12 protein-coding genes are annotated in these 24,086 nt (G+C 40.9%); 5 read left to right on the top strand and 7 right to left on the bottom strand.

What is annotated here, in order from left to right:
• Positions 1 to 28 precede the first annotated feature (28 nt).
• The 7 genes from BT_RS20810 to BT_RS20780 form a co-directional block, all read right to left on the bottom strand.
• A complete protein-coding gene (locus tag BT_RS20810; protein ID WP_011109116.1) occupies positions 29 to 1,615 on the bottom strand; it encodes a glycoside hydrolase family 28 protein in 1,587 nt (528 codons plus the stop codon).
• Between the two features lie 290 nt (positions 1,616 to 1,905).
• Positions 1,906 to 3,981 (bottom strand): RagB/SusD family nutrient uptake outer membrane protein, encoded by a 2,076-nt coding sequence (locus BT_RS20805; protein WP_008764345.1) that lies wholly within the window; start codon positions 3,979 to 3,981, stop codon positions 1,906 to 1,908.
• Between the two features lie 14 nt (positions 3,982 to 3,995).
• A complete protein-coding gene (locus BT_RS20800) occupies positions 3,996 to 7,424 on the bottom strand; it encodes a SusC/RagA family TonB-linked outer membrane protein (RefSeq protein ID WP_011109115.1) in 3,429 nt (1,142 codons plus the stop codon).
• A gap of 26 nt (positions 7,425 to 7,450) precedes the next feature.
• Positions 7,451 to 9,118, bottom strand: coding sequence for a fibronectin type III domain-containing protein (locus BT_RS20795; protein ID WP_011109114.1), 1,668 nt, complete (start codon positions 9,116 to 9,118; stop codon positions 7,451 to 7,453).
• Positions 9,119 to 9,147: 29 nt separating this feature from the next.
• A complete protein-coding gene (locus BT_RS20790) occupies positions 9,148 to 10,650 on the bottom strand; it encodes a pectate lyase family protein (protein ID WP_224200600.1) in 1,503 nt (500 codons plus the stop codon).
• Positions 10,651 to 11,277: 627 nt separating this feature from the next.
• Positions 11,278 to 12,090: a LytTR family DNA-binding domain-containing protein gene (locus tag BT_RS20785; RefSeq protein ID WP_011109112.1), complete on the bottom strand. Its 813-nt coding sequence runs from the start codon at positions 12,088 to 12,090 to the stop codon at positions 11,278 to 11,280.
• 3 nt (positions 12,091 to 12,093) lie between these two features.
• Positions 12,094 to 12,888, bottom strand: coding sequence for a LiaF transmembrane domain-containing protein (locus BT_RS20780; RefSeq protein WP_011109111.1), 795 nt, complete (start codon positions 12,886 to 12,888; stop codon positions 12,094 to 12,096).
• Positions 12,889 to 13,171: 283 nt separating this feature from the next.
• Between BT_RS20780 and BT_RS20775 the strand changes: the two genes are divergently transcribed.
• From BT_RS20775 to BT_RS20755, 5 genes are all read left to right on the top strand, one after another.
• Positions 13,172 to 14,743 carry a pectate lyase family protein gene (locus tag BT_RS20775; protein ID WP_011109110.1) on the top strand — a complete coding sequence of 524 codons (1,572 nt, stop codon included), beginning with the start codon at positions 13,172 to 13,174 and terminating at the stop codon, positions 14,741 to 14,743.
• A gap of 6 nt (positions 14,744 to 14,749) precedes the next feature.
• A complete protein-coding gene (locus BT_RS20770) occupies positions 14,750 to 16,243 on the top strand; it encodes a pectate lyase (protein ID WP_011109109.1) in 1,494 nt (497 codons plus the stop codon).
• A gap of 219 nt (positions 16,244 to 16,462) precedes the next feature.
• Positions 16,463 to 19,678: a SusC/RagA family TonB-linked outer membrane protein gene (locus tag BT_RS20765; protein WP_011109108.1), complete on the top strand. Its 3,216-nt coding sequence runs from the start codon at positions 16,463 to 16,465 to the stop codon at positions 19,676 to 19,678.
• A 12-nt stretch (positions 19,679 to 19,690) separates the two neighbouring features.
• Positions 19,691 to 21,550 carry a RagB/SusD family nutrient uptake outer membrane protein gene (locus BT_RS20760; protein WP_011109107.1) on the top strand — a complete coding sequence of 620 codons (1,860 nt, stop codon included), beginning with the start codon at positions 19,691 to 19,693 and terminating at the stop codon, positions 21,548 to 21,550.
• Between the two features lie 24 nt (positions 21,551 to 21,574).
• On the top strand, positions 21,575 to 23,158 hold the full coding sequence (locus tag BT_RS20755; RefSeq protein ID WP_011109106.1) for a DUF5123 domain-containing protein: 1,584 nt from the start codon (positions 21,575 to 21,577) through the stop codon (positions 23,156 to 23,158).
• Positions 23,159 to 24,086: the final 928 nt, after the last annotated feature.

The following is a 24,086-nucleotide window of genomic DNA, read 5'->3' as shown; positions in this document are numbered from 1 at the left end:
CAATAAGTTAGCAACAGTTCCGTATCTGTTAATTCCGCTGATTTCCGGAAAGCAGCATTTTTCCGGAATCCTTTTTATATTCTTTCCCGTTAATAATAATGCCTGTAGCATTTTTTATCTGTATGCCCGGAGCCTCAGGATCCTCCACTTTGATATTCTCCATATTCACCTGAGAAGCCTGATTGATTACAATACCTTTCTTGGCATTAGTTACAGTCATGTTTTTGATAAAGATATTCTTAAGAGGCATTTCCGGCAGCCCGTTGAAATATACTGCCCGTTCCGCACCTCTGCAAAGAACATTTGAAATATAAATGTTCCTGAAAACAGGAGTTTCCTCATTCACATCCGGTATCGGAGTTTCCGGAAAGTCATTGACAGCATAATACAAATCCATCGTCAGAGCATCATTGGAAATATCAATCATGTTAATATTATCTATGAAAATGTTCTCCACTACGCCACCACGTCCGCGGGTACTCTTAAACCGCAAACCGACATCTGTGCCCACGAAAGAACAGCCCGATACGTATACATTCCGGACACCACCGGACATTTCACTGCCGATTACAAATCCGCCATGCCCATGCAAAACCGTATTATTCTTAATAATCACATTCTCACAAGGTTCTCCCCGCCTGCGTCCATCCTCATCTTTACCCGATTTCAGACAGATAGCATCATCCCCCGCATCAAAAAAACAATTAGTGACCAGTACGTTTTTACACGACTCCACATCCAGCGCATCGCCATTTTGCGAATACCAGGGATTGAACACCTTCACATCGTTCAAAGTCAAAGATTCGCAAGACAAAGGATGGATACACCAGCCCGGTGAGTTCTTGAAAGTCACCCCTTCCAGCAGAATCCGTTTGCTCTTTACTATACTCAGCATGACAGGGCGCAACCAGCTTTTCATGTAAGTCCACTCTTCATCGGTTATTTCTTTCTGCCCGTTATTTTGTCCGGTCATAAGTACAGAGGCTTTCAAAGCACCCGCATCAGGATACCATACTTTTCCGTTCTCATCCACTTTACCACCCGAACTCACCAGATTTTTCCATTGCCGTTCCGTCATCTTGTCTTTCTTGACCGGACGCCATCTATCTCCTGCCCCATCGAAAACACCATTGCCGGTGATGGCTATATTTTCAGCATTCATTGCCGAAATCGGCGATTGGCAGCGCTTAGTGTCCAGCCCTTCGAAAGAAGTGTCGATAATGGGATATAGAGATGTATCGCTGCTAAATACAATGAGAGCATTCTTCTCGGCATATAGATTAACGTTACTCAAAAGTACGACGGGCCCCGTCAACCATAATCCTTCGGGTATGATAACTTTCCCCCCTCCTTTGGAACTTACCGCCTTGATTGCATTGTTTATCGCCTCTGTGTTCAAGGTCACACCATCGCTGAGTGCGCCGAAATCACGGATATTAACCTCATAATCGGGAAAGGAAGGTTGGCTCACTTCAGGCATTGAAAACGGAAGATTCCTGTATACGTCTCCCTGTTCTTTTGTTCCACTTTCCGGATTTGAATAAACCTGATATGATATAAATATCATAACACCTGTCAGCACAACTCTCAAATCCTTTTTCAAAATTCCATTCATCTCTTTTTAATTTATTTTATCGGGTTCCTATTGATAACTACTTACAGAAATATCCATATCTTCATTGATATGTTTTTCCCATTTCACAAGCAAAAGTAATGGAAGTCTACTCCCCCTAAGTTCAATTATTGACAGATTAGGAGTAAAAAATAGTCATTTACCTGTTCGTCTATTAAAATTGTACTCAAACAAAGTATATCTCCGGAAAATAATTCATAAAAAAGCCATAGTAGAAAAGTATTATAAAATTCTTCCTTACTATGGCCCTTAATCTAATCCTGAAAACAGTTTTAATCTATGGTCAGAGTTTCATCATCTTGCCAATCTATAGTTCCGGCAGCACCATTTTGGTCTGTCCAGCCTTTGGTCTGTCCGAGCCAGGAGTTATTGTCCAAAATATCTTTTGACAGACCCATTATATAATAATTAGATCGCCATCCGATCTTAATCCATTCATTGCTGTTGTTCTTATCAGGTTGCACATTGGGCTCCCCGTACTGGAAATTAGACTCCCAAAAATCAGCCACTTCTTTAAGTTGCTTCTGGAAATCGGCAGATTCAGGGTCTGCAAATATATTCTTACGCAGTTCCGACAACACATCTTTACTGCCTGGAGTATATCCATCTTTTACATCCACATATTTAGCTGTACGATATCTTTCGGTCAACGGAGTTACTCCCAGGAATGAACAGGTATTAGTGGTACTCAACTGCATAGCTTCTCCCCGTCCTCCATCATAAAGCATCCAACGCCAAATATCCCAATATCTTTTGCCTTCATATGCCAGTTCGACCTGACGTTCACGCAAACAGGCAGCCAACGCCGATGCCCGGTCAAACACATAAGTATCCAAACCGTAATTATTAGTGGAAGGAATCCCAACCCGCGCACGCAATTTCCCGATTGCCTGTTTACATAAATCAATCTGATTGGTTGCCGCATAACACTCGGCAAGATTCAATTGCAATTCCGCATAACGGAAATCATAGATATGCACTCCCGAAGCTTCGTAGTTGTTGGCAGAAGCAGTATTGAGTCCACTCATCTTACGTACGAATACCGGACTGGTTATATTTACTCCTTCACTATAGGCAAAGCCGCTGGTAGTTGACTCCGAAGTTCGCCAACGATAAGCCCAGACCGTATCATTGGTGACATCTTTATGTCCCCACTTCAAACCATTAAAGGCAAATGTCTGGTAGAAACGCGGATCACGGTTTTCCATAAAGCGCAAACTACCTTCGGTAACCTGATGAGCGGCATCAGGAAGTGTACCGTCAGCCATAGGGAATACATCGATCAACTCAATAGGAGCACCTTTTCCACCGCTTCCTCCTTGAGAACTCAAACGGATATTCTTCTCCCAGCGATTATTCTTGTAACCTAATGACGAGTTGCTTTCCTTAGCCAATAGTCGGACAACTAATGTTTCTCTGTTAGAATGTTCATTATCGTCATCCGCCAATATTTTACTCCAGCTTGCAGCATCCGTCACACCGTCCAATCCACTGGCAGTAATACCGGAAATAGCGTTCTGAGTAGCTTCCAGGGCTTTTTGCCAACGAAGGTTGCCCGGATCATTCCAATTCTTATTAAAGATGGGGCTGGCATAGAATAATAACACACGGCTCTTGTATGCCAATGCTCCGCCACGTGTGAGACGTCCGTAATCGTTTGTTCCCCATTCATCCGGCAACAAAGCGGCCGCATCGGTCAGGTCTTTCACAATCTGTTCCACACATTGGGTCACAGAGGCTCTTGGCAGTCCGGCATCGGTCACCTCAGCATTCAGCACTGTTGTCACAATAGGTACGCAACCATACATACGAACCAAATCAAACAACTGCATGGCACGTAAAAAGAGGGCTTGCCCTTTTGCCTTATCTTTGGTATCCTGCGAAACCGAGGAAGCATCAATGTCACGAAGCAGGATATTGCAGTTACGTATACGCGTATAAGCATTGTTCGTAACACTTGAACCTAGTGCCTTGCCGAAATAACCGGCAAACAACGGGTCGTAACTTTTACCGCTGGAAGCATCTGTCTGTGTTTTTATATCATCAATGGTCGAATATTGCGTACTCGGGTCAATCCGGCTGGTAGACGTGATTCCCCACATCTCATCCGTGAATTCGTTAAAATCCTGCGCATAAGAAGTATACAATCCCAAATACTGAGACGTCGGAGATGTATAGTTTTCAAAACTTGTCTGGTATAATCCGGCCAGATACCAGGTGATTTTCGTTTCAGAATTAAAATCATCATAAGCTCCGTAATTATTCATATCCAAAAATGAATCACTGCAACCGGACATAAACATACCGAGGGCTAAAGTTCCTGTATATAAAAAGTTTTTCTTTTTCATCGTTGACACAATTATTAAAATGTAACATTAACACCTAATGACCAAGTTCTCAAAGTAGGATAATCTGTAGAAGAAGCATCATACATATTACGGTAATGGTCAGGGTATGGATTGTACAAATCCCACAAATTATTACCGGTCAGATTCAGACGGACAGCCGACATTTTCAACGGAGCAATCCACTTTTTAGGAAGTGTATAGCTGACAGACAGATTACGTATGTAACAACGGAAGGTACTAATCATCCAGAAATCAGAGTTGGCGATAGCCGAACTGGAAATCAGAGATTCTGTTCCCAAGTTAGGATATTTACCATTCGGATTGTACATTTCGTCAAACATATCTCCCCAGAAAGAATCCGGTGCCCATATCATTGTACTCTTATTACCACCCATAGAAGCACGGTCTATAAAGCGTACTCCACCCCATGAAGTAGCGATATTGGCACTGATAGCAAGTCCTTTCCAACTGGCACCCAGTCTTGTCGAGACATTATAAGTCTTATTCTTTTCACATAACTTTCCATAATCCTGTTCCAATACAATCTGTCCGTTGGGACCTTGTTGAACTCCATTGACCATTTCGCCCCCTAAATCCTGGTAAGCCAGCATACCCGGACGCAAATCGTCTTTACTTGTCTTATCCAGATATTTAGTTTGTCCGCCTTCGGGAGTATATGATTCCAGATAAGACCAGTATCTGTTAATATCATCCTGCGTACGCAAAATTCCGTCACCATTCGAGGTTCCTTTCCATACCTTGAATCCCCATACCGGCAGATATGTAGACATTCCTTCTTCCCAGCTTGAGCTGGACGGATATTTGTTATAGCGCAAACCCGGCACCCACTCTTTCACTCTACTACCGTTCAGACCGAAATCCATACCGATATTATAGTTCACCTGTCCTACCTTGTCACGCCATGTCAAAGACAACTCGCCGCCATATGTATCAACACGGCCAAAATTTTCTTCAGCATACGAACCACCGGCATACACGGGAATTCCCGGTTGGCTAGCCATAAACTGATTCAAGATGTTATCATTGATATCATAGTAGAAATCGAATACCGCACTTAAACGACCATCAAAGAAACGAGTATCAAAACCAAGATTAAACTTGTCGGAAACATCCCATTTCACATTACGGTTCGGAGATGACTGCGGGATCAGACTGGTACCTGGCTTTCCGCTTTCGGCACCGAACTGCATTCCTTTCAAGTCCATCTTGTACTGTTCTTTCCATTTCCACATCTTGATATTGTCACGTCCCGTACGTCCCCAGGATGCACGTACCTTCAAGAATTCAAACCAAGGAAGCGAGCGTTTGAACCATGATTCTTCAGACATGATCCATCCCGCAGAGATACCGGGAAAGAATCCCCAGTAATTCTCCGGAGCAAACTTAGTCGAAGCGTCTGAACGGAAAATAAACTGCAACATATAGCGGTCAGCATAAGAATATGCCACACGTCCCAAGTAAGAAAGCGAGCCCGATTCACCTTTAAGCGTCACTGTATTGTCGGAAGCCAGAGCTGACTTGCCGTCCGGCCCGACGATGGAGGGACCGCCGACTCCCAGATAAGTATCAGAAATGTCATGAGCCAGATCAGCATATTCAATATCACGAGAATCATAGAATGATTCATAACGCTCGATGGAAGCCATAGCCGAAATGCTATGTTGGCCAAACGTACGGTCATAGTTTACGTAAAAGTTCATCTGACGTCTTTCCGCCTGTTTATCTTTAAATGATAATGTACTGTTCTTATCAAAGATAGCCGTTTTAAAGGAACTGCTCGGGATGGTATAAACCAAATGCTGGTCGGCAGGCATTCTGCCGCCTACATACGCCAGTTCATAAGGGAAACTAGCCTGCTCGGTTGCTTCACTTGAATGCGAAGACGAATAAGTGGCACGGAGTGACAAACCTTTCACAAAAGGAACTTCATAGGTCAATGAAATATCAGCATTCCAGCTGTTGCTTCTGTTCTTACTGAACGAACCACTATTATTCAACGCAAAATAATTCCAGGAAGTAACATAATCTCTATTAAAGCTCGGACTACTATAGGTATTCTCGATAGGTCCCAGCCAATATTCCTGATCTTGCCCGTTCTCATCCGATAAAGTCACACTCCAAGGCATATGGTTGGGCATATGATGCAAAGCACTATAGTCTGATTTTTCCGTACTTCCACTCATCCCGTACAGTTTAAAGCGGGCTCCTTTTGTATAGATCTGATCGGATTTACCCTCATTACCGGCAACCGTGGCTGATAATTTAATATCATTCGTCAAACGCACATCAACACCGGCACGGTAAGTATAACGCTTATAGCTTTGATCACCCAAATTTGCTCCCTGGTCAAAATAAGTAGCTCCGGCATAATATGTAGCACGTTCACTTCCACCGGTAACATTCAGTGTATGTGTCTGTTGGAAAGCCGATTTCCAGCCTGCTTTATCCAGCCAATCATAATTCAGGTTATCCATCTCAGCCAGTTCCATATCACTATACAGCACGTCGAGGTCATCATAACCACTCGCTTTATTGGAACCTATCGCCAAAGCATTATAGAAACGTCCATAAGCAGAACCTTTCAGCACCTTGGAATGACTAACGGCATCATTCACGGCAAATTTACCTGAATAGGAAATAACAGGTACTCCTTTTTTCCCTCTTTTGGTCTTTACAAGAATTGCACCATTGGCAGCACGAGAACCGTAAATCGCTGCGCTGGCATCACGTAACACAGTTATACTTTCTACTTCCGAAGGGTCCAGCATATTAAACTGCTCCATACTCGGCTGACCATTCGTTCCTAACTGAATGACATCATCAATAATAATCAAAGGGGTGGAATTACCACCATCCTTGGATATTCCGGTGAAAGTCCGGTTCTGACGGATATAAACCTCATTGGCATTCGTACCCGGACGGCTGGAGCCTAACTGTACATTCAAGCCATTCACCATTCCCTGCAAGGCTTCCGAAAGATTGGATACCGGAAGATCTTCCAGTTCTTCAGCAGAAATAGTCGATACGGAACCGGTAATGTTTTTCTGTTTCATACTACCGTAACCTACTACGACTACTTCATCAAGTTTCTGGTTATCTTCCTGAAGAATGACTTTCAAAGTATCGCCTTTCGGCAGGATTACTTGTTTCAGATATCCGATATAAGATATTACCACCTTTTTTCCATCCGGCACATTCAGCGAAAAGTGACCGTCAATATCAGTAATAGTACCTGTCGTAGCATCCTGTAACCGTATAGTAGCTCCGATAATCGGCTGACCACTTTCGTCCACTATCTGTCCTGTAACCTTTCGGGTCTGTGCGTTAGCTGACAGCGCAAATGCTACGAAACACAATAACACTCCTACCTTTTTAATGAATGAAGAACTTTTGAACTTCATCAATACAATGTGTTTATTCATATTATATATATTATTTAATGCGCGGTTCATCGTCTCCATTTTGAAGCACCTACGCTGGAACAACCTGTGAATAACTCGTTCAATTTAAAATTGTTAGTCCCCGGAGCAGTGAACAGAGTGGTAGTTGACATTTTAGAATCACTCAGTCCGAGGTTTCCTTTGCTTGAGGTACGATCATTAGCCTGAAAACTATTAACCGAACTGAAAGGATATACGCCGGTATAATCATCCTGTCCTCCGGACCCCAGTTCATTAAATTTCGGAAGTTTTCCATCTATTTTCATGGAACCGCCAAATACACAATTTTCAATCTTGACAGCAATACTCGGATCTACCCGGAATAAGAAGGAGTTTTCCATCGGCGCATAACAGAATGTAGTGTTTGTAATCGAAATACTCTTTCCGCTGCTACTATTCCGCAAATCTGCAATACCGCAAATATTAGTGATAGTACACTCATCAAAAGAGACATCATTGATGTAATTTCCATTTTTGCCATCAGTCGAAACTATACCCTGATTACCGATTGCGTTAATGGTACATTCTTTGAAAGCAATAGCTCCTACATTTCCTGTAGCCTTTTTTGAACGGACAATAGAACGGAAATTCTCAATATAGCAATTAGTGAAATCAATCGTGTTAATCAGAAAAACATCGGACTCCGGACAAATCACTTGTTTACCACTCAAACTGTTATCAGCAACCTCACTTAATGATTTGGAAGCCCTAAGATTGATGCGTTTAAAAGTAACCTTGTCTACAACTCCGCCTTCTACTATACGGAAAGCGTTATCAAAACTAAATGTCGGATAATCTTCCAACGTTTGCGGAGTAACAAAATGAACTGAATGTGCAAACTCAATAACAGTTTCTCCACTATTCAACACGTACGTCTTACCTGCCGGAAGCACAAAGGTTGTACCTTCTGCCAGAGAGTTCCAGTCAAGTTTATTAAAATAATCAGGATCAAATGCTTCGTTACGCAAATCTATCCGGTTTGCCGTCCCATAATCTTCATCCAGATTTTCGGTTACAGCTGTCTTTACTTCTATGCGTGCCTGATAAGTATCCGAGTTCTGTTCCTCACCCGAATATAAACTAACACGATAAGAAGTCTCCGGAGTTAAATCATCTATGATTTTGGAGCCGGCCAGATATTCTTCGGAAGAAACGTTATAAACCTTTATATCTTGAGAATTAACAGTCTCCAGCCCCATCGGAACAGCAGTCAGAGCTGTAATCACAACAGTATCATTAGGCGTCCACGAAATAAGAGCCTGTGTATCTATAGTACGAGCTTCTCCTAACTCTATCGACAAAGGGCGGTAAAGAATACCCGTCACCTCTGTTTCCCAATAACCGGACAGCCTTCCGTTACCTTCACATTTCACCTTAAACTTGTAGTTTTCTTCCCAGTCTAAATCTATCACACAGGAAGAACGGTCACCCGGCACGGTCTCCGTCTTATAAAGTTCTTCCCCTTTATCCACCACCTTATACACCTCGACGATATATTCGGTCGCTCCTTCTACGCTTTTCCAACTAAGATATGCCTTGTTTTGCACTATCTCCATAGCAGTAACCGGTCGTAACAATACTTTTGAGCCGGCATCATCATCGTCCGAACAGCTTGTCATCAGTCCTGAAAAACAACTTAACAGGCACCCTACTGTCATTAATTTCAATAAATTCATAGCATTCTATTTTAATATTAACACTGATTTCACTTCTTAAAGTTGTAGGAAATACTTTCATCTACCAGACTATTAAGATATACTTCCAAAGCTGTATAACCAACCTCTGTTGTCCTGTTACGGTCTTCCGGATTAGCAGGGTCCAAACCAACCTTTTTCTCCCAGGCATCATCCATGCCATCCTGATCCGTATCCGTAATGGTTCCGCTGGTTTTATACGTCAGTCCATCCAGACCTTCAGCCTCATCCGGGCTATTTATTATGCCCGGGATAGCACCACTATTGGCGTCTCCGGCTCCTGTATAAGTACAAAGTCCGCTCTTCACTTCTTTTACAATACGCACATCTACTTTATCACGGGGAAATGCGCCGGCACCACTTTTATCAGCCAACACAGATTGATAAGCTTTCTCCGCAGATTCATATTGGTCAGATAAAGTGTATGATTCCCAGTCGAACCAATATTGTTCATAATTCTCTTTCCCTGAAGGAATAATGAAAGAAGAAGCTTTCATCTCATCGATAGAATAAGGATAATTACCATCCGTATATACACCTTCCCAATTGTCGGAAGTCAGTTGAGAATTACCCTCCATTACATTACCATGAAAGTACCACTTTGAAACGGCACGCAAAGGTGCCTTATTGGGTTCACGGGCGCTTGATTGCCGGAAGAATTTCAGTTCTTTTACCCGGGCTGTCGTAGCGGGCCCCGGTTTATAATAATTATTCACAAAATTACATGACCATCCATGATGTTCCGGATCCTGAGACTCGTCCATACCTCCATAAGTAGCCATTTGACTGCCCCAATTATAATTCACATTATTAATATATTCCATATAAACAACGATATCCTGTCCGGGATCCTTCCCCCGTGCGCCATTCATCAATGGCGTCCGGCTATTACAATGAGCAAACAGATTATGGTGATAAGTAGATGAAGTTCCTCCCCACGCACCACCATAAGCACGTGCACCTTTTTTATTGACCGAATAATAAAGCCCCTCGCTGGAAATGCACCATTGCACTGTAGAAAAATGAGTATCAATAAAATCGGTATTCTCTTCACTAGCCCAGCTGAAGGAACAATGGTCAATTATAAAGTTATTCGCATTTTCCACTCGCAGACAGGCAGCATTATGTTCCTTTCCACTCGCATCTTTTTCACCGACACGAAAACGCATATGCCGAATAATAAAGTTCTCCGAACCACCAAAATTTATTTCATTCTTAATGATGCAAACACCATCACCGGGAGCTGTTTGTCCAGCCAGCGTGAAGTTCTTAGCTTTGCAACGGATTTCCGACTTTAATTCTATTTTGCCCGAAACTGCAAAAACAACAGTAGTTGCTTCGTTTTGTGAGCATTGCTGCAATGCCCATCTAAAAGAGCCTTCTCCGTCATCGTTGGTATTGGTCACTATAACGACTTTTCCTCCACGACCTCCCGTAGCATTTTTACCGAAGCCTTCAGCTGTAGGGAAAGCCTTTAATACCTCTGGTCCTTTCGCATAGGGACCTAACTCCATATTAGTAAACCCTTTGACATCGGTACACGCCCCTAAAAATAAAAGACAAGCACAAAAAGGATATTGTACCAGGTAACGTCTGAAAAAGACTGGAGTTACCATAAATGTCGTTCTAATAAGCACAGGAAAGCGTTGATACCAGAATTTCCATTTCTTAATAAATACACAATTTTTCATTCATTTCAATTTAAAGTTAATACATATTACTATCTAATCAATACTTATGTTACATGCAAATCAATCGTTGAAAACATGGGGAAAATTGAAACAGGAATCATCTCATGTTTATTCATTAATATTCCTGATTTATAGTTCTTATTTTTTGTTTCATATGTGCAAAAGAAGTTATATAAAACATAAAGAGAGGGGACTTTTTGAGCGTTTAGGTGCACTATTTTATCACTAAAATATCAGATACGAGATTTTGGGATTAAAATACCAAAAATTCCATATTTTACTTTACATAGTAATTTCTACTAGTCATTTTCAGTATTTGCTTGGATTAGAATAAAAGTGTCCATCAGGCGGCTAGCATTCATCATACTCTAAATGCTAGCCGCCTGATGGACACTCAATTTAGCTGATAACGAACGAAAATGAATCATCCGTTGATCAAATAGCTATTTCTTATAGTCCTAAACGTTCTTTTAATAACCTGTAACCCGAAAGGCTTACCCGAAGTTTAACCCCGTTTTTCAATAATAGCTGGTACGTTTCCTTCCCAAACAGTTCTACACGGGAGATTTGAGTGACATTGACAATCGTTGAGCGATGAACACGAACAAAAGTATCGGAAGGCAAATGAGTCTCAAAATACTTCATCGTCTGTTCCTTCAGATATTCCCCCGAAGGAGTAATCAGCATAACGTAGTCTCCGCATGCTTGTATGTAGATTAATTCATCCGTTTTAATCAAATGAATTTTCGAACCGTCTTTCACTGTGATACGGTCAATCTGCTCTATCTGCGGTTCTTCCGGCAGGCTAACCGGTTGATGCATTATCAATTCTTTCTCCAGTTCCTGATTCAGTGCATCTTCTTTAGCGACAATCAAGCGATACCAAAGAAGAATGGCGACCCAGGTCGGAATGCCAAACAACAGACGAAAAGGGATGGTAGATGCAAAAGTGATATAGGGCATACCGGCTATCCTTGTTACAATATCGTAAAACATAAAGCTGCCGGCTATCCAGATCAGTATTCCTGCCACCAGAGTAATGACTTCCGTCTGAAAGATAGAGACTACTCCGACAACAAACCAGGCCAAATAACCTAATGCCATCAACCAACCGATTGTCGCTATTCCGTCTATGACAGCAGGCACATAGTCCGCACCTGTGTATACACTCATTATCATTACCTGAGCTACAACCAATACCAGCGCTACCACCAGCATCGGCACCCAGCGATAAGGATAATCTATAATCGGATGTGCTTTCATACGTTAGTCTTTAACTTCCAGTCCCCCGAAAGAAAGCCTTCCCCGAATGACTAATACACTTTCCTTATTAATATTCCCGTTTTGCCAGCGTTTGTCATCACAGCCGCCAAAGAAAGTATTACACTTAAATACTACTTTCCAGTCGGAAGGAACATATATTTCGACTCCTCCCCAGCTACAATCGATATCGATATATGTTTCTCCCGGTGCGATATGAGTATGGCGCAGGTCAATCGTTGTTCCTCCACAAGAGGTACGGACGACTGCTCCTTTAAAAAGTTCATCGAGTACTACATGACGTGCAGCCCCAAAAGTATTATCAGAACGCAGAAAGCCATCTTCCGATTCACATTGCTGCTGATTGTCTGTAAAGTTCATGCCCGCATGACCATGGTGCCCATGCTTCATCCATTCTCTATGGTCACGAAACATACGCTGTTTGTCATCCCACGGTCCTCTGTGGCGGGATTTGAAGAGGAATAAAACTCCGGCTATGATCAAAGCCAGCGGCCAGACCATTGCCTGAGAATTTTCAGGCAACCACGAAAGACCTCCTAACAGAAAATAAACACCTACCAATACAAGGATAATTCCACCAACAAAATGGCGGCGTATCATCGAATAAATTCCCAATATAATAAGGAGAGAATGCCATGATACTATTATATTGAACAATTCAGCAGTAATCCAACCCATGTTACGGGCGAATAACAAAATTCCTGAAAGGATAAATAATGAAGCTATCAGAAGTTTTCCTGAGAAAACTGTAGCAGATGAGAATTTAGATTTCTGTTCCATCGTTTCTATGATTAATGATTGATGGTTCAAAGATACATCATTTCTTTGTGCTCTTACAGGCTTTTCAGATGATTTCCGGTCAGAAAACCGATGAATGCCGGATAAAAATCGGTGAATGGGACAGAGTAAAGTACATTAAACCATGCTCTAATTGAATCTAATAACAAAAAATACAATGTGAAAAACAAATATTGCACACCGACGTCTTTTCTTCCCTATACATTTGCAACCATATAATTAACACAATACGTGAGTACAACCCATATTTTAAAGAACTAATGCCATGAATAAAACTTTTTTAGGAGCTTTTCTTGCATCTGTCTTCATATCATTCACAGCCTGTTCGGAAGAAAATCTCGAACAGGACACAAATCCTCCAATAGAACAGCCGGGAGATTCTACTGATCCGGATGATTCGGGAGAGGATCAGCTGCCGGAGTATCCGACTCCCGACCGTTCGACAGTCGCAGCTTTTCCCGGTGCCGAAGGAGCCGGAAAACTAACTACCGGTGGAGCCGGAGGAACAGTATATACAGTAACTTCTCTCAAAGATGACGGTTCAGAAGGTACTCTCCGTTGGGCGATAGAGAAGTCGGGCAAAAGGACGATTGTGTTCGCTGTTGGTGGAGTCATCCCTTTAACCAAACAGTTGCAAATAAAGAATGACGATATAACCATTGCAGGTCAAACTGCTCCCCACCCCGGTATTTGCTTGAAAAATTACACTTTACGTGTCAACGCAAACAATGTCATTATCCGATTTATCCGTTCACGTATGGGGGATGAATGCAAGACGGAAGATGATTCGATGAATGGGTATCAAGATTCTTATCCCGGCAAAAGGAATATTATTATCGACCATTGCTCCATGAGCTGGAGTACAGACGAATGTGCTTCCTTCTATGGAAATACCGACTTTACCATGCAATGGTGTATCATCAGCGAGAGTCTGACAAATTCTCTTCACAACAAAGGAGGACATGGATATGGCGGAATATGGGGAGGAAGCCCTGCAACCTTCCACCATAATCTGCTGGCCCACCATAGCAACCGCACCCCTCGCCTCTGTGGAAGCCGTTATTCTAACAGAGAAGATATGGAAAAAGCCGATTTATGCAATAATGTAATCTATAATTGGACTGGTGAAGGAGCCTATGCGGGAGAGGGAGGTTCTTATAATATCATGAATAACTACTATAAGCCGGGACCTGTTAATGCTTCGGCAAAAGTACATTGCCGTATTTTCACCGCCTACGTAGATGATGGTAAAAACCAACAGGCACAAGGGATATATGGAAAATTCTATGTAAACGGGAATTATTTCGAAACACATGAGAAGTTATCTAATTCACAAAAGACAGAATTGGCCAATGCAAATGCAGATAATACCTCCTCAACCGCTTTTTGCGTAAAAAACAACGAAGTTTCAACAAAAGATTTGCTTGTATCTTTGCGTTTTCCTATCTTAGATGATTATTCGTTCGTTCAGTCTGCACAAGATGCCTATCAGTCTGTATTACTATACGCTGGTGCTTCCAATCTGCGTGACAAGATTGATAAACGTATTGTAAAAGAAACCCAGGAAGGCACTTTCACATACACAGGCTCAAACGGAGGAACGAACGGACTGATCGATACACAAGCTGATGTGGAAGGATGGAGTGAATACGCATCCACTACCACTACACAGCAGGATAGTGACAAAGACGGGATACCGGACGAATGGGAAACAGCCAACGGGCTGAATCCCAACGACGGCAGTGACGGAAACAAATATAACTTAAGCAAGGAATATACCAACCTCGAAGTCTATCTGAATAGTTTGGTAAATTCCTTATACCCAACCAATAACTAAGTAGCTATGAACAAAAAAATCCTGGTAGGGCTATGTGCCTTATTTATGCTCCCTTCTATCCAAGGGAATACAAATACTGACAATTCGTACAAAGAGAATGCTACTCCCGACCGTTCAAAAGTTCCGGCTTTCCCAGGCGCCGACGGTGCAGGGAAATATACAACAGGAGGTGCCGGTGGAACAGTATACACTGTAACTTCACTGGCAGATGACGGCTCGGAAGGAACTTTCCGTTGGGCTATCAACAAAAAGGGCCCCCGCACGATCGTTTTCGCAGTCAGCGGCATCATTGAATTGCAGAAACCTTTAAAACTCAGCAATGGAGATGTGACAATCGCAGGTCAAACAGCTCCCGGAGATGGCATCTGTCTGAAGAACTACACCTTTTCCATTCAAGCAGACAATGTGATTGTCCGCTTTATCCGTTCACGTATGGGAGCGGACATCAAGCAAAAAGGTGACGATGCAATGAACGGTACCAAAGGAAACAGTAACATAATCATAGACCATTGCTCTCTGAGCTGGTGTACGGATGAATGTGCCACTTTCTATGATAACAGTCAATTCACCCTTCAATGGTGTATCATCAGCGAAAGCCTCGCCAACTCTATTCATGAGAAAGGAGCACATGGCTATGGTGGCATCTGGGGTGGACAAAAAGCATCCTTCCATCATAATCTGCTGGCACATCACACCAATCGTACTCCACGACTCTGCGGCAGCCGTTATACCGGCAAACCGGAAGAAGAAAAGGTGGAATTATTCAATAATGTAATCTACAATTATGGTAGTGACGGGGCTTATGCCGGTGAAGGCGGTTCGTACAACTTTCTCAATAATTACTATAAGCCGGGGCCCTATAGTGCTACCAAAGGTTCATACCGACGCCTGTTCACCGCTTATGCAGACGACGGCAAAAATCAAAATGAGGCAGGGGTACATGGAATCTTCCACTTCAAAGGAAACTTTATGGACGCCACCTGTCCCAGCCTGACTGACAAGCAGAAAGAAGCTCTTTATAAAGTCAATATGGATAATACATTTGGTCTGATCGTCAAGAACGACTTCGCACCGGAAAAGAATTTATTATCCAAAAAAGCATTTGATATAGCAGAGCATACTTCATTGCAACCGGCAAAGAAAGCCTATAAAGATGTACTGCAATTTGCCGGAGCTTCTCACCGCCGCGATGCCGTAGACCAACGAATCGTAGAAGAAACCCGCAAAGGGAATTACACTTATGAAGGGTCTCATGGAAGCACCAACGGAATGGTTGACCAACCGATAGATGTAGGAGGCTGGCCCGAATATAAATCCGAACCGACCCCAACCGACTCCGACGGAGATGGCATACCGGACGAATGGGAGAAAAAGCACAATCTGAATCCGAATGATCCAAGCGACGGCGCACAATATAGTTTGAGTAAAGAATACACCAATCTGGAGGTATATCTGAATGAGCTAGTGAATCATCTGTATCCTGCGGATTCTAAAAAATAAAACTAAAAGCCCGAATAAACAGTTATAAAAGATTAAGACGAGAGTACATTTCCCCATAAATCCTCGTCTTTATTCATTTTATGCCGGAAAAACAAAAAATACTATCGTAAAAACAAATATTACACATCCCACAAGCCCCAAAAACATAATTTTGCACCAGTGAGAACTCTAAGAGTGGACACACTCGAATATTAATAATCTAATATAAAAGAACAAAAGATGCCTAAAGGAATGAAAAACATGCGCACTTTGCTGCTAATGATTTTCGCAGCATTATCGCTCAGCGTATCAGCGCAGACTATTACCTTAAATGGTAATGTGAAAGACACAACCGGAGAACCGATTATCGGTGCTTCCATTGTAGAAAAAGGGAATACTACCAATGGTACAATCACTGACCTGGATGGAAATTTCTCTCTAAAAGTTCCTGCCAACGCCACTGTAGTTATTTCATATATTGGTATGAAAACGCAGGAAATCGCAATCAAAGGAAAAAGCAAGATTGATGTTACACTATCAGATGATGCAAAAGCGTTGGATGAAGTTGTAGTTATCGGTTATGGTACTGCCAAGCGTAAAGACATTACAGGATCAGTAGCCACAGTTAATGCTGAAGCATTGACAGTAGTACCTGTTGCATCCGCAACGGAAGCACTAACAGGTAAGATGGCAGGTGTACAAATTACCACAACAGAAGGTTCGCCTGATGCAGAAATGAAGATTCGTGTACGCGGTGGCGGTTCTATTACGGGAGATAACACTCCTTTATTTATTGTAGACGGCTTCCCCGTAGAATCTATTTCTGATATTCCCGCTTCAGATATTGAAGATATGACAGTTCTGAAAGATGCATCTTCTACTGCTATCTATGGTTCTCGTGGTGCTAATGGAGTCATCCTTGTTACAACCAAAAGTGGTAAGGAAGGTAAGATTTCTGTGAATTATAACGCTTACTACTCTTGGAAAAAGATGGCCAAACAGTTAAACACGCTTTCATCCGGAGACTATGCAAAATGGCAATATGAATTGGCTATGTTGAATAGTGGTAAACATGATACGATCAATCCAGATGATTATACCAAAGTTTTTGGTAACTATCAGGATATAGATCTTTATGAAAATATTGAAGGTAACAATTGGCAAGATCAGGTATTTGGGCGTACCGGACATACTTTCAATCACAATTTAAGCATCAATGGAGGAAGTGACAAAACAAAGTTCGCTTTCAGCTATGCGCATATGGATGATAAAGCAATCATGCAAGATTCTGATTTTAAGCGTGATAACTTAAGTTTAAAAGTAAATCACAAGCCCAATAAACGTGTTGCTTTAGACTTCTCTGTACGTTACTCCAATACAACAATCAATGGTGCAGGTGCTAACGAGTCCAAAAGCGAAGTTTCCAGTGCAGACTCTCGTATGAAAGACGTTATGATTTATACCCCGTTCAATTTCAAAGATTTGAGCGATGGGTATGATCCTGATCTCCAATTAACAAATCCATTAGTTTCCGTTGCAGACAATGCACGTCAGCAGTCACGTCAAACCTTTAATTATAACGGTAGTTTTACTTGGGAGTTTATTGACAACTTAAAATTCAAGACTGAATTTGGTTTAGATCATTACTATAATAAAGACAAACGTTTTTATGGAGTTACAACTTACAACTCCCGCATCAATGGAAACAATCAGCCTATTGCCGTATTCACTTCCAAAGAAAGAAAAACCTTCCGTAATACTAATACTTTAAATTACGATTTCAAGAAGATACTAAAGAACAAAGATCATAGTTTAAGTCTTTTGGTTGGTCAGGAATTGATTAAGGTGAAAAGTAATACGGATACAGATGAAGTTCGTTTTTATCCAAAACTATTTACGGCAGACCAAGCTTTCAACTTATCAAGTCAAGGCACAGCTTTCTCAACTGACAAATTCTATAATGCTGACGATATCCTGCTATCCTATTTTGCACGTGCAAACTATGATTTCCAAGGTAAATATCTTGCGAGTGCAACATTCCGTGCCGATGGCTCTTCTAAATTTTCAAAAGACAACCGTTGGGGATTCTTCCCTTCCGCAGCTCTTGCATGGCGTATGTCATCTGAAAACTTCATGGAAAGTACTAAATCATGGTTAGATGATTTAAAACTTCGTATTAGTTATGGTACAGCTGGTAATAACAACATTCCAAGTGACCAAACAAGTACTATTTGGTCTGCTGGTTCCGGTGCTTCAATAGGCTGGATGAATAATATGTCAAGTTATTGGACTACTGGTGCACAAATGGCCAATCCTGATTTGAAATGGGAAACAACCCATACTCGCAATGCCGGTTTAGATTTTACTCTTTTAAACGGAAAGTTAAGTGGTACAGTTGAATATTATTGGAATACTACAAAAGATTTGCTAATCAACTTCCCCGTTTCCGGTGTTGGATATAGCTTCCAATACAGAAATTTAGGTGAAACAGAAAACAAAGGTTGGGAAGTAACCTTAAATTGGAATGCCATCAATAAAAAGAATTATGCTTTGAGTTTTAATGCAAACGTAGGATTCAATAAGAATAAAGTTAAATCCTTAGGTAGCTTAATGGACTATTCTGCTGATTCAGGTTGGGCATCAACAGATATTCAATCAGACTTCAAAGTACAACCAGGACATTCTGTCGGAGAAATTTACGGTTTTGTAAGTGACGGACGTTATGAAGTCAGTGACTTCGAAGGTTTCATTGATGGTAAATGGGTATTGAAAGCTGGCGTAGCAGATGCTTCTGACATCATCGGTGAGAAATATCTCCGTCCAGGTGCTATGAAACTAAAAAACGTAGATGGAAGTGAAGATAATAAAGTGACTAAAGACGACCAAAAAGTAATTGGTGATACTAATCCATTCTGTAGTGGTGGGTTCTCTGTTAATGCCCGTGTTTACGGATTCGATCTGACTGCAAACTTTACCTATAGTATTGGTAATGATATCTATAATGCAAACAAAATTGAATATACATCTTCAAGCAAATATAAATACCGTAACATGATTGATGTCATGGCAGAAGAGAAACGTTGGACTAACCTAAATGCCGACGGAACTATCTGTAATGATCCTACACAATTGGCGGCAATGAATGCAAATACCTCAATGTGGTCTCCATGGACACAGAAATATGTGTTGACAGACTGGGCTGTAGAAGATGGATCATTCCTTCGCCTAGCTACTCTTTCCATTGGCTACACACTGCCACAAACTCTGACCAGAAAAGTTGGAATACAGAATCTCCGTTTTTATGCAACCGGCTATAACTTATTCTGCATTACCAACTACAGCGGTTTCGATCCTGAAGTATCTACACGTACTAAAAGCGCATTGACCCCAGGTGTTGATTATTCAGCATATCCAAGGAGCCGTCAATATGTAATTGGTTTAAACTTAACATTCTAAAAAAAGACTAATATGAAAAAATTATTATATACAGTAATAGCAGCAATGCCATTCTGCGGAAGTTCTTTACTTATGACTTCTTGTGATGACTTGTTTGATACAAAGTCTCCTTCATCTATGGACGACTCCAATATATTTTCAATCTATGATTTAGCAGAAGGAACAATTAAAAACATATATATATATTATGGCGAACAGAACTATCGTGCTCGTTATTTGCCTTGGTATGGTTATAATACTGACATAGAATGGTATAGTAGTTCTGAACAGGTAGGTGACGGAAAAGCAGATTTAGCGGTTTATAAGGTTTCTTCGAATAATAGTCAGATGAATCTCGCTGATGGTAAAGAACCATGGTCTAATATTTATCAAGGCATTGAAAAGGCTAACCTTGCCATCCAAGGACTTAGAACATACGCAGATTTGACAGATAAAAATATGGCACACCTTTATGGTGAGGCTCTTACCATGCGTGCTATGGCATATGTTGATCTGATTAACGCTTGGGGAGATGTTCCCGCTCGCTTTGAACCAACAACCACAGAAACAATGTATGCTGCAAGAACTGACAAAGACGTTATCTACAAACAACTGATAAAAGATTTACAGGAAGCAGAAAATATGGTAGCATGGCCCAACGAAATGGATGCAACTACTACTGTAGAACGAATCAACAAAGCTTTTGTAAAAGGATTATTAGCACGAGTTTGCCTTCAGGCATCCGGTTATTCTTTGAGATCCGATGGTAACAGTTCATTAAGCAGTGATCCAGAACTAGCAAAATCTGTATTATACCCTATCGCCCTGCAGGCATGTAAAGACGTAATGGCAGAAGAAGGAAAATATGTGGCTTTAAAAACAAATTTCGAAGATATTTTTATTGATAACTGTCGTGATATTATTAAAGCAGGTAGTGAATCATTATGGGAAATACCATACAACAATGAACCGACTGCACGTGGACGCCAAGTATATACTTTCGGTTTAAGACATGAGACCGCTGATGTCATAGTAAACTACAAACAATCCGGTGGACAGGCAGGTCCTACTCCTTTCTTTTTCTTTGATTATTCCCAAAAGGATAAACGACGTGATGTAACATGTGTTCCTTACAAATGGAACAAAGGAGTCCAAGAACTCAATTCAATAGATAAATGGTATTTCGGAAAACTCCGTTATGAATGGATGAACCGCTATATTGAAAGCACCGACGATGGTATCAATAAACAATATATGCGTTATGCTGATATCGTATTGATGAGAGCAGAATTAGAAAACGAATTAAATGGTCCGGCCTCAGCAGCTCCATATTTGAAACAGATTCGCCAACGTGCGTTTGATCAAGCCGATTGGAATACAGAAGTAGACCAATATGTCGCAGCTGTTCAAGGTAATAAAGATGCAATGTTTGATGCAATCGTTCAAGAACGCGCTTTGGAATTTTGCGGTGAATTTGTTCGCAAAGCTGACTTGATCCGTTGGAATCTATTAAAAACCAAACTTGATGAGGCTAAAGCTAAAATGTATCGTTTACGTGATTTGCAAGGAGAATATGCTGAATTAAGCGGGCATTTATATTATAAAATGGAAGATTACACATGGACGCGCAACGGAGCATCAAATACAATCGAAGATGGCAGTCTCGTAACATACGGTCTGAACCGCGATGAGCAAAATATCAATCCGGCAGGTTACACAGAATACACCAACAGTTCGGGTGAAACGAAAACATGGATATCTTCCAGCCAACTAAAAGACGAGAAGATAGAAGCTATTTATGCACAAGACCCGGTTAAATATATGTATTGGCCTATCTTCCAGGTTAATCTTAATGCCAATCCGGAATTGAAAAATTATTCCTGGTATAATTAATTCATACACTTAAATATTGATAAGATGAAAAAATATATAATCACAGCATTTGCTTTTATCACACTGTTGACAGGCAGCGTTACATTCACTGCATGTGAAGATATAGATGACATAAAAGAATTAAATTTAGATCGTCTATTATCCCCGACTAATCTGACCGCAAGAGTTAGAGACAAAGTAAATATAGAATTAACATGGGATGAAATGGATAGAGCCCAATCCTATGTAATCGAAGTATTTAAAGAAGATCCTGATTTTACAGGAACTGCTATTTCTACGTTAGAATCTGAAAAAGCAACTTATACGGTTACAGGATTAGAAGGAGAAACATCATACTCCATCCGGGTAAAAAGTGTAGCAGAAGGAATTACTGATTCCAAATGGGTTAGCGCTACCCGTTCAACAGATGCAGAACAAATTCTTCTGGAAGTTGCAGAAGAAGATCTGACAGCATCAGAAGTAACACTTCGCTGGCCCGCCGGACAAGTTGCTACGGAAATCATCATAACTCCAAATGATGTTGCAGCACACCGTGTGACTTCTGATGAAATTGCAGCCGGTGCCGCTACTATTAAAAACTTAAAGTCTGAAACTACTTATACTGCAACTTTAAAGAATGGTGATAAAACTCGTGGTACGATGGTATTCACAACTCTCATAAACTTGGATGGAGCATTACCTGCTTATCCGGGTGACAATCTTGCAACAATCATAGCAACAGCCGAGGCTAATGCTACTATTGTCCTATTACCTAAAGACGACAATAATAGCTTCATATATACAGATGAAAGTGGAACTGCAAAAACATTGGAAATAGAATTAACCAAAGATGTTACTATAAAAGGTTTATATGCAGAAAACCGTCCAACTACTAATATCAAGTTTGTATTAAGTGGATGTAACAATTTCAAAATAGAGAACCTTAATTTAACTGCTAGTGACGGAGGTACAATTATTACAGTACTTGATAGTAAAGGTGGAAATATAACTGTTACAAATTGTGATGTAACTGGATTTGGTTCGTTGTTAGTAGAGAATGATAATACACAAACTGGTACTATCAATACATTTACTGTAGATAACTGTATTTTCCATGATATGGCAAGTGGCAAAAGATTTGTAGACTATCAAAAGAAGAAATCCTTTATAGCAGAGTTTACATTGAAAAATTCCACATTCTATAATTGTTGCTCTGGTTCTGATTTTATTCGTTTTGACAGACATTCAACGAAAGGCAATATCATAAATATATCGAATTGCACTCTGTATGGAATTGAAGCAACAAGTAAAGGTCTCTTCTATGTCCGTTCCAACTCAGTTGGTAATAAAGATTTTACTGCAAATATCACAAAATGCATTTTTGCTAACATGAGTAATAAAGTATTCTTTAGTCAAGATACTAAAACTGATAATCTGACATTTAACTCGAACTATTATTTCGAGGCACCTTCCTTACTATCAATACCTGAAGGTGGAGCCGGTAAAGTGGTAGACGCAACTGGAGTCACTCTTGATCCAGGCTTTACAGATGCAGCAAACGGTAATTTCAAAGTATCTAACCAAACAATCATAGATAATGAAATTGGTGATCCACGCTGGAGAAAATAAGATTTTATAAAATCTAGTTAAGCTAAAAGAGGCTAAAATCAAATAATATTTTAGTCTCTTTTCTCAAGATAGCGATACTCGTATTCGGGCATCGCTATCTTTTTTATTATTATTCCAAAGAAGTAATGACGTACATCATTCGCTCGCATTTTGTACACCATTCATCCAATTCTTATACATCTTTTCCTTAAATCTTCTACATCCTTGGAGTGACTCTAGTACATCATCATAACAACTCTTGTACTTCTTTCTATTTACTCTAATACAAATAAAAAGCCTGCTTGGCAGGCTAACAATGAAAGAATCAGCCACCTACTAAATAAAGTTGAAATCCAGGTATTCAGTTCTTTCAGTAATCTCCGCAAAATCCCTGTCAGAAGGAGATACAGCTGAAAGCAGTAGTCTCTGAAAAGAGGTTTCAGCATTCAGCTCTTTCAGTTTCAAAAACAGAGCCTGCGTTTGTTCCAATCAGAAGTTCTATTTACTAAAAGTAAAAGGTCTATTTTACTTAAACAGAGGCTCTATTCATTCATCATATTTTCAGCGCTGTTTCTATCATTCTCACCTTATTTGTCAGCAAACTTTAGCTCGGAGGTCAGCAAGCCTAAGCCTACACGTCAGCAAGCCTGAGTCGACGGGTCAGCAAGCCTTTGCCCGTACGTCAGTCAGCCTTTGCCTACATATCAACCAGCCTTTGTTCAGAAATTAAGATATACATAGCTTATCGACTATAAAAGCAGAAACTCAAACTATAAACCTGAAAGAACTGAAACCACGCCCCCGCTCAGAGCACGTCTACGCAAGGGTACGAAATGGTGCCTTCAGCCGCTATCACCTTCTATCAAGGCTTTTCCGAAGAAAGCTGAAACGGCTGAACGCTATTTATTCAATGAAACTTCTAAGGAGATAAAACTGCAAGAAGCTCCAA

Origin of the sequence: Bacteroides thetaiotaomicron VPI-5482 (genome assembly GCF_000011065.1) — a bacterium.
Classification (GTDB): domain Bacteria; phylum Bacteroidota; class Bacteroidia; order Bacteroidales; family Bacteroidaceae; genus Bacteroides; species Bacteroides thetaiotaomicron.
Note: the sequence above shows the minus strand (reverse complement) of the source record. Positions and strands in the feature narration are given on the sequence as shown.

Coding starts and splice junctions, on each gene's coding strand:
- BT_RS20810 (WP_011109116.1), bottom strand. CDS start 1,615: ATGAATGGAATTTTGAAAAAGGATTTGAGAGTTGTGCTGACAGGTGTT.
- BT_RS20805 (WP_008764345.1), bottom strand. CDS start 3,981: ATGAAAAAGAAAAACTTTTTATATACAGGAACTTTAGCCCTCGGTATG.
- BT_RS20800 (WP_011109115.1), bottom strand. CDS start 7,424: ATGAATAAACACATTGTATTGATGAAGTTCAAAAGTTCTTCATTCATT.
- BT_RS20795 (WP_011109114.1), bottom strand. CDS start 9,118: ATGAATTTATTGAAATTAATGACAGTAGGGTGCCTGTTAAGTTGTTTT.
- BT_RS20790 (WP_224200600.1), bottom strand. CDS start 10,650: ATGGAGTTAGGTCCCTATGCGAAAGGACCAGAGGTATTAAAGGCTTTC.
- BT_RS20785 (WP_011109112.1), bottom strand. CDS start 12,090: ATGAAAGCACATCCGATTATAGATTATCCTTATCGCTGGGTGCCGATG.
- BT_RS20780 (WP_011109111.1), bottom strand. CDS start 12,888: ATGGAACAGAAATCTAAATTCTCATCTGCTACAGTTTTCTCAGGAAAA.
- BT_RS20775 (WP_011109110.1), top strand. CDS start 13,172: ATGAATAAAACTTTTTTAGGAGCTTTTCTTGCATCTGTCTTCATATCA.
- BT_RS20770 (WP_011109109.1), top strand. CDS start 14,750: ATGAACAAAAAAATCCTGGTAGGGCTATGTGCCTTATTTATGCTCCCT.
- BT_RS20765 (WP_011109108.1), top strand. CDS start 16,463: ATGCCTAAAGGAATGAAAAACATGCGCACTTTGCTGCTAATGATTTTC.
- BT_RS20760 (WP_011109107.1), top strand. CDS start 19,691: ATGAAAAAATTATTATATACAGTAATAGCAGCAATGCCATTCTGCGGA.
- BT_RS20755 (WP_011109106.1), top strand. CDS start 21,575: ATGAAAAAATATATAATCACAGCATTTGCTTTTATCACACTGTTGACA.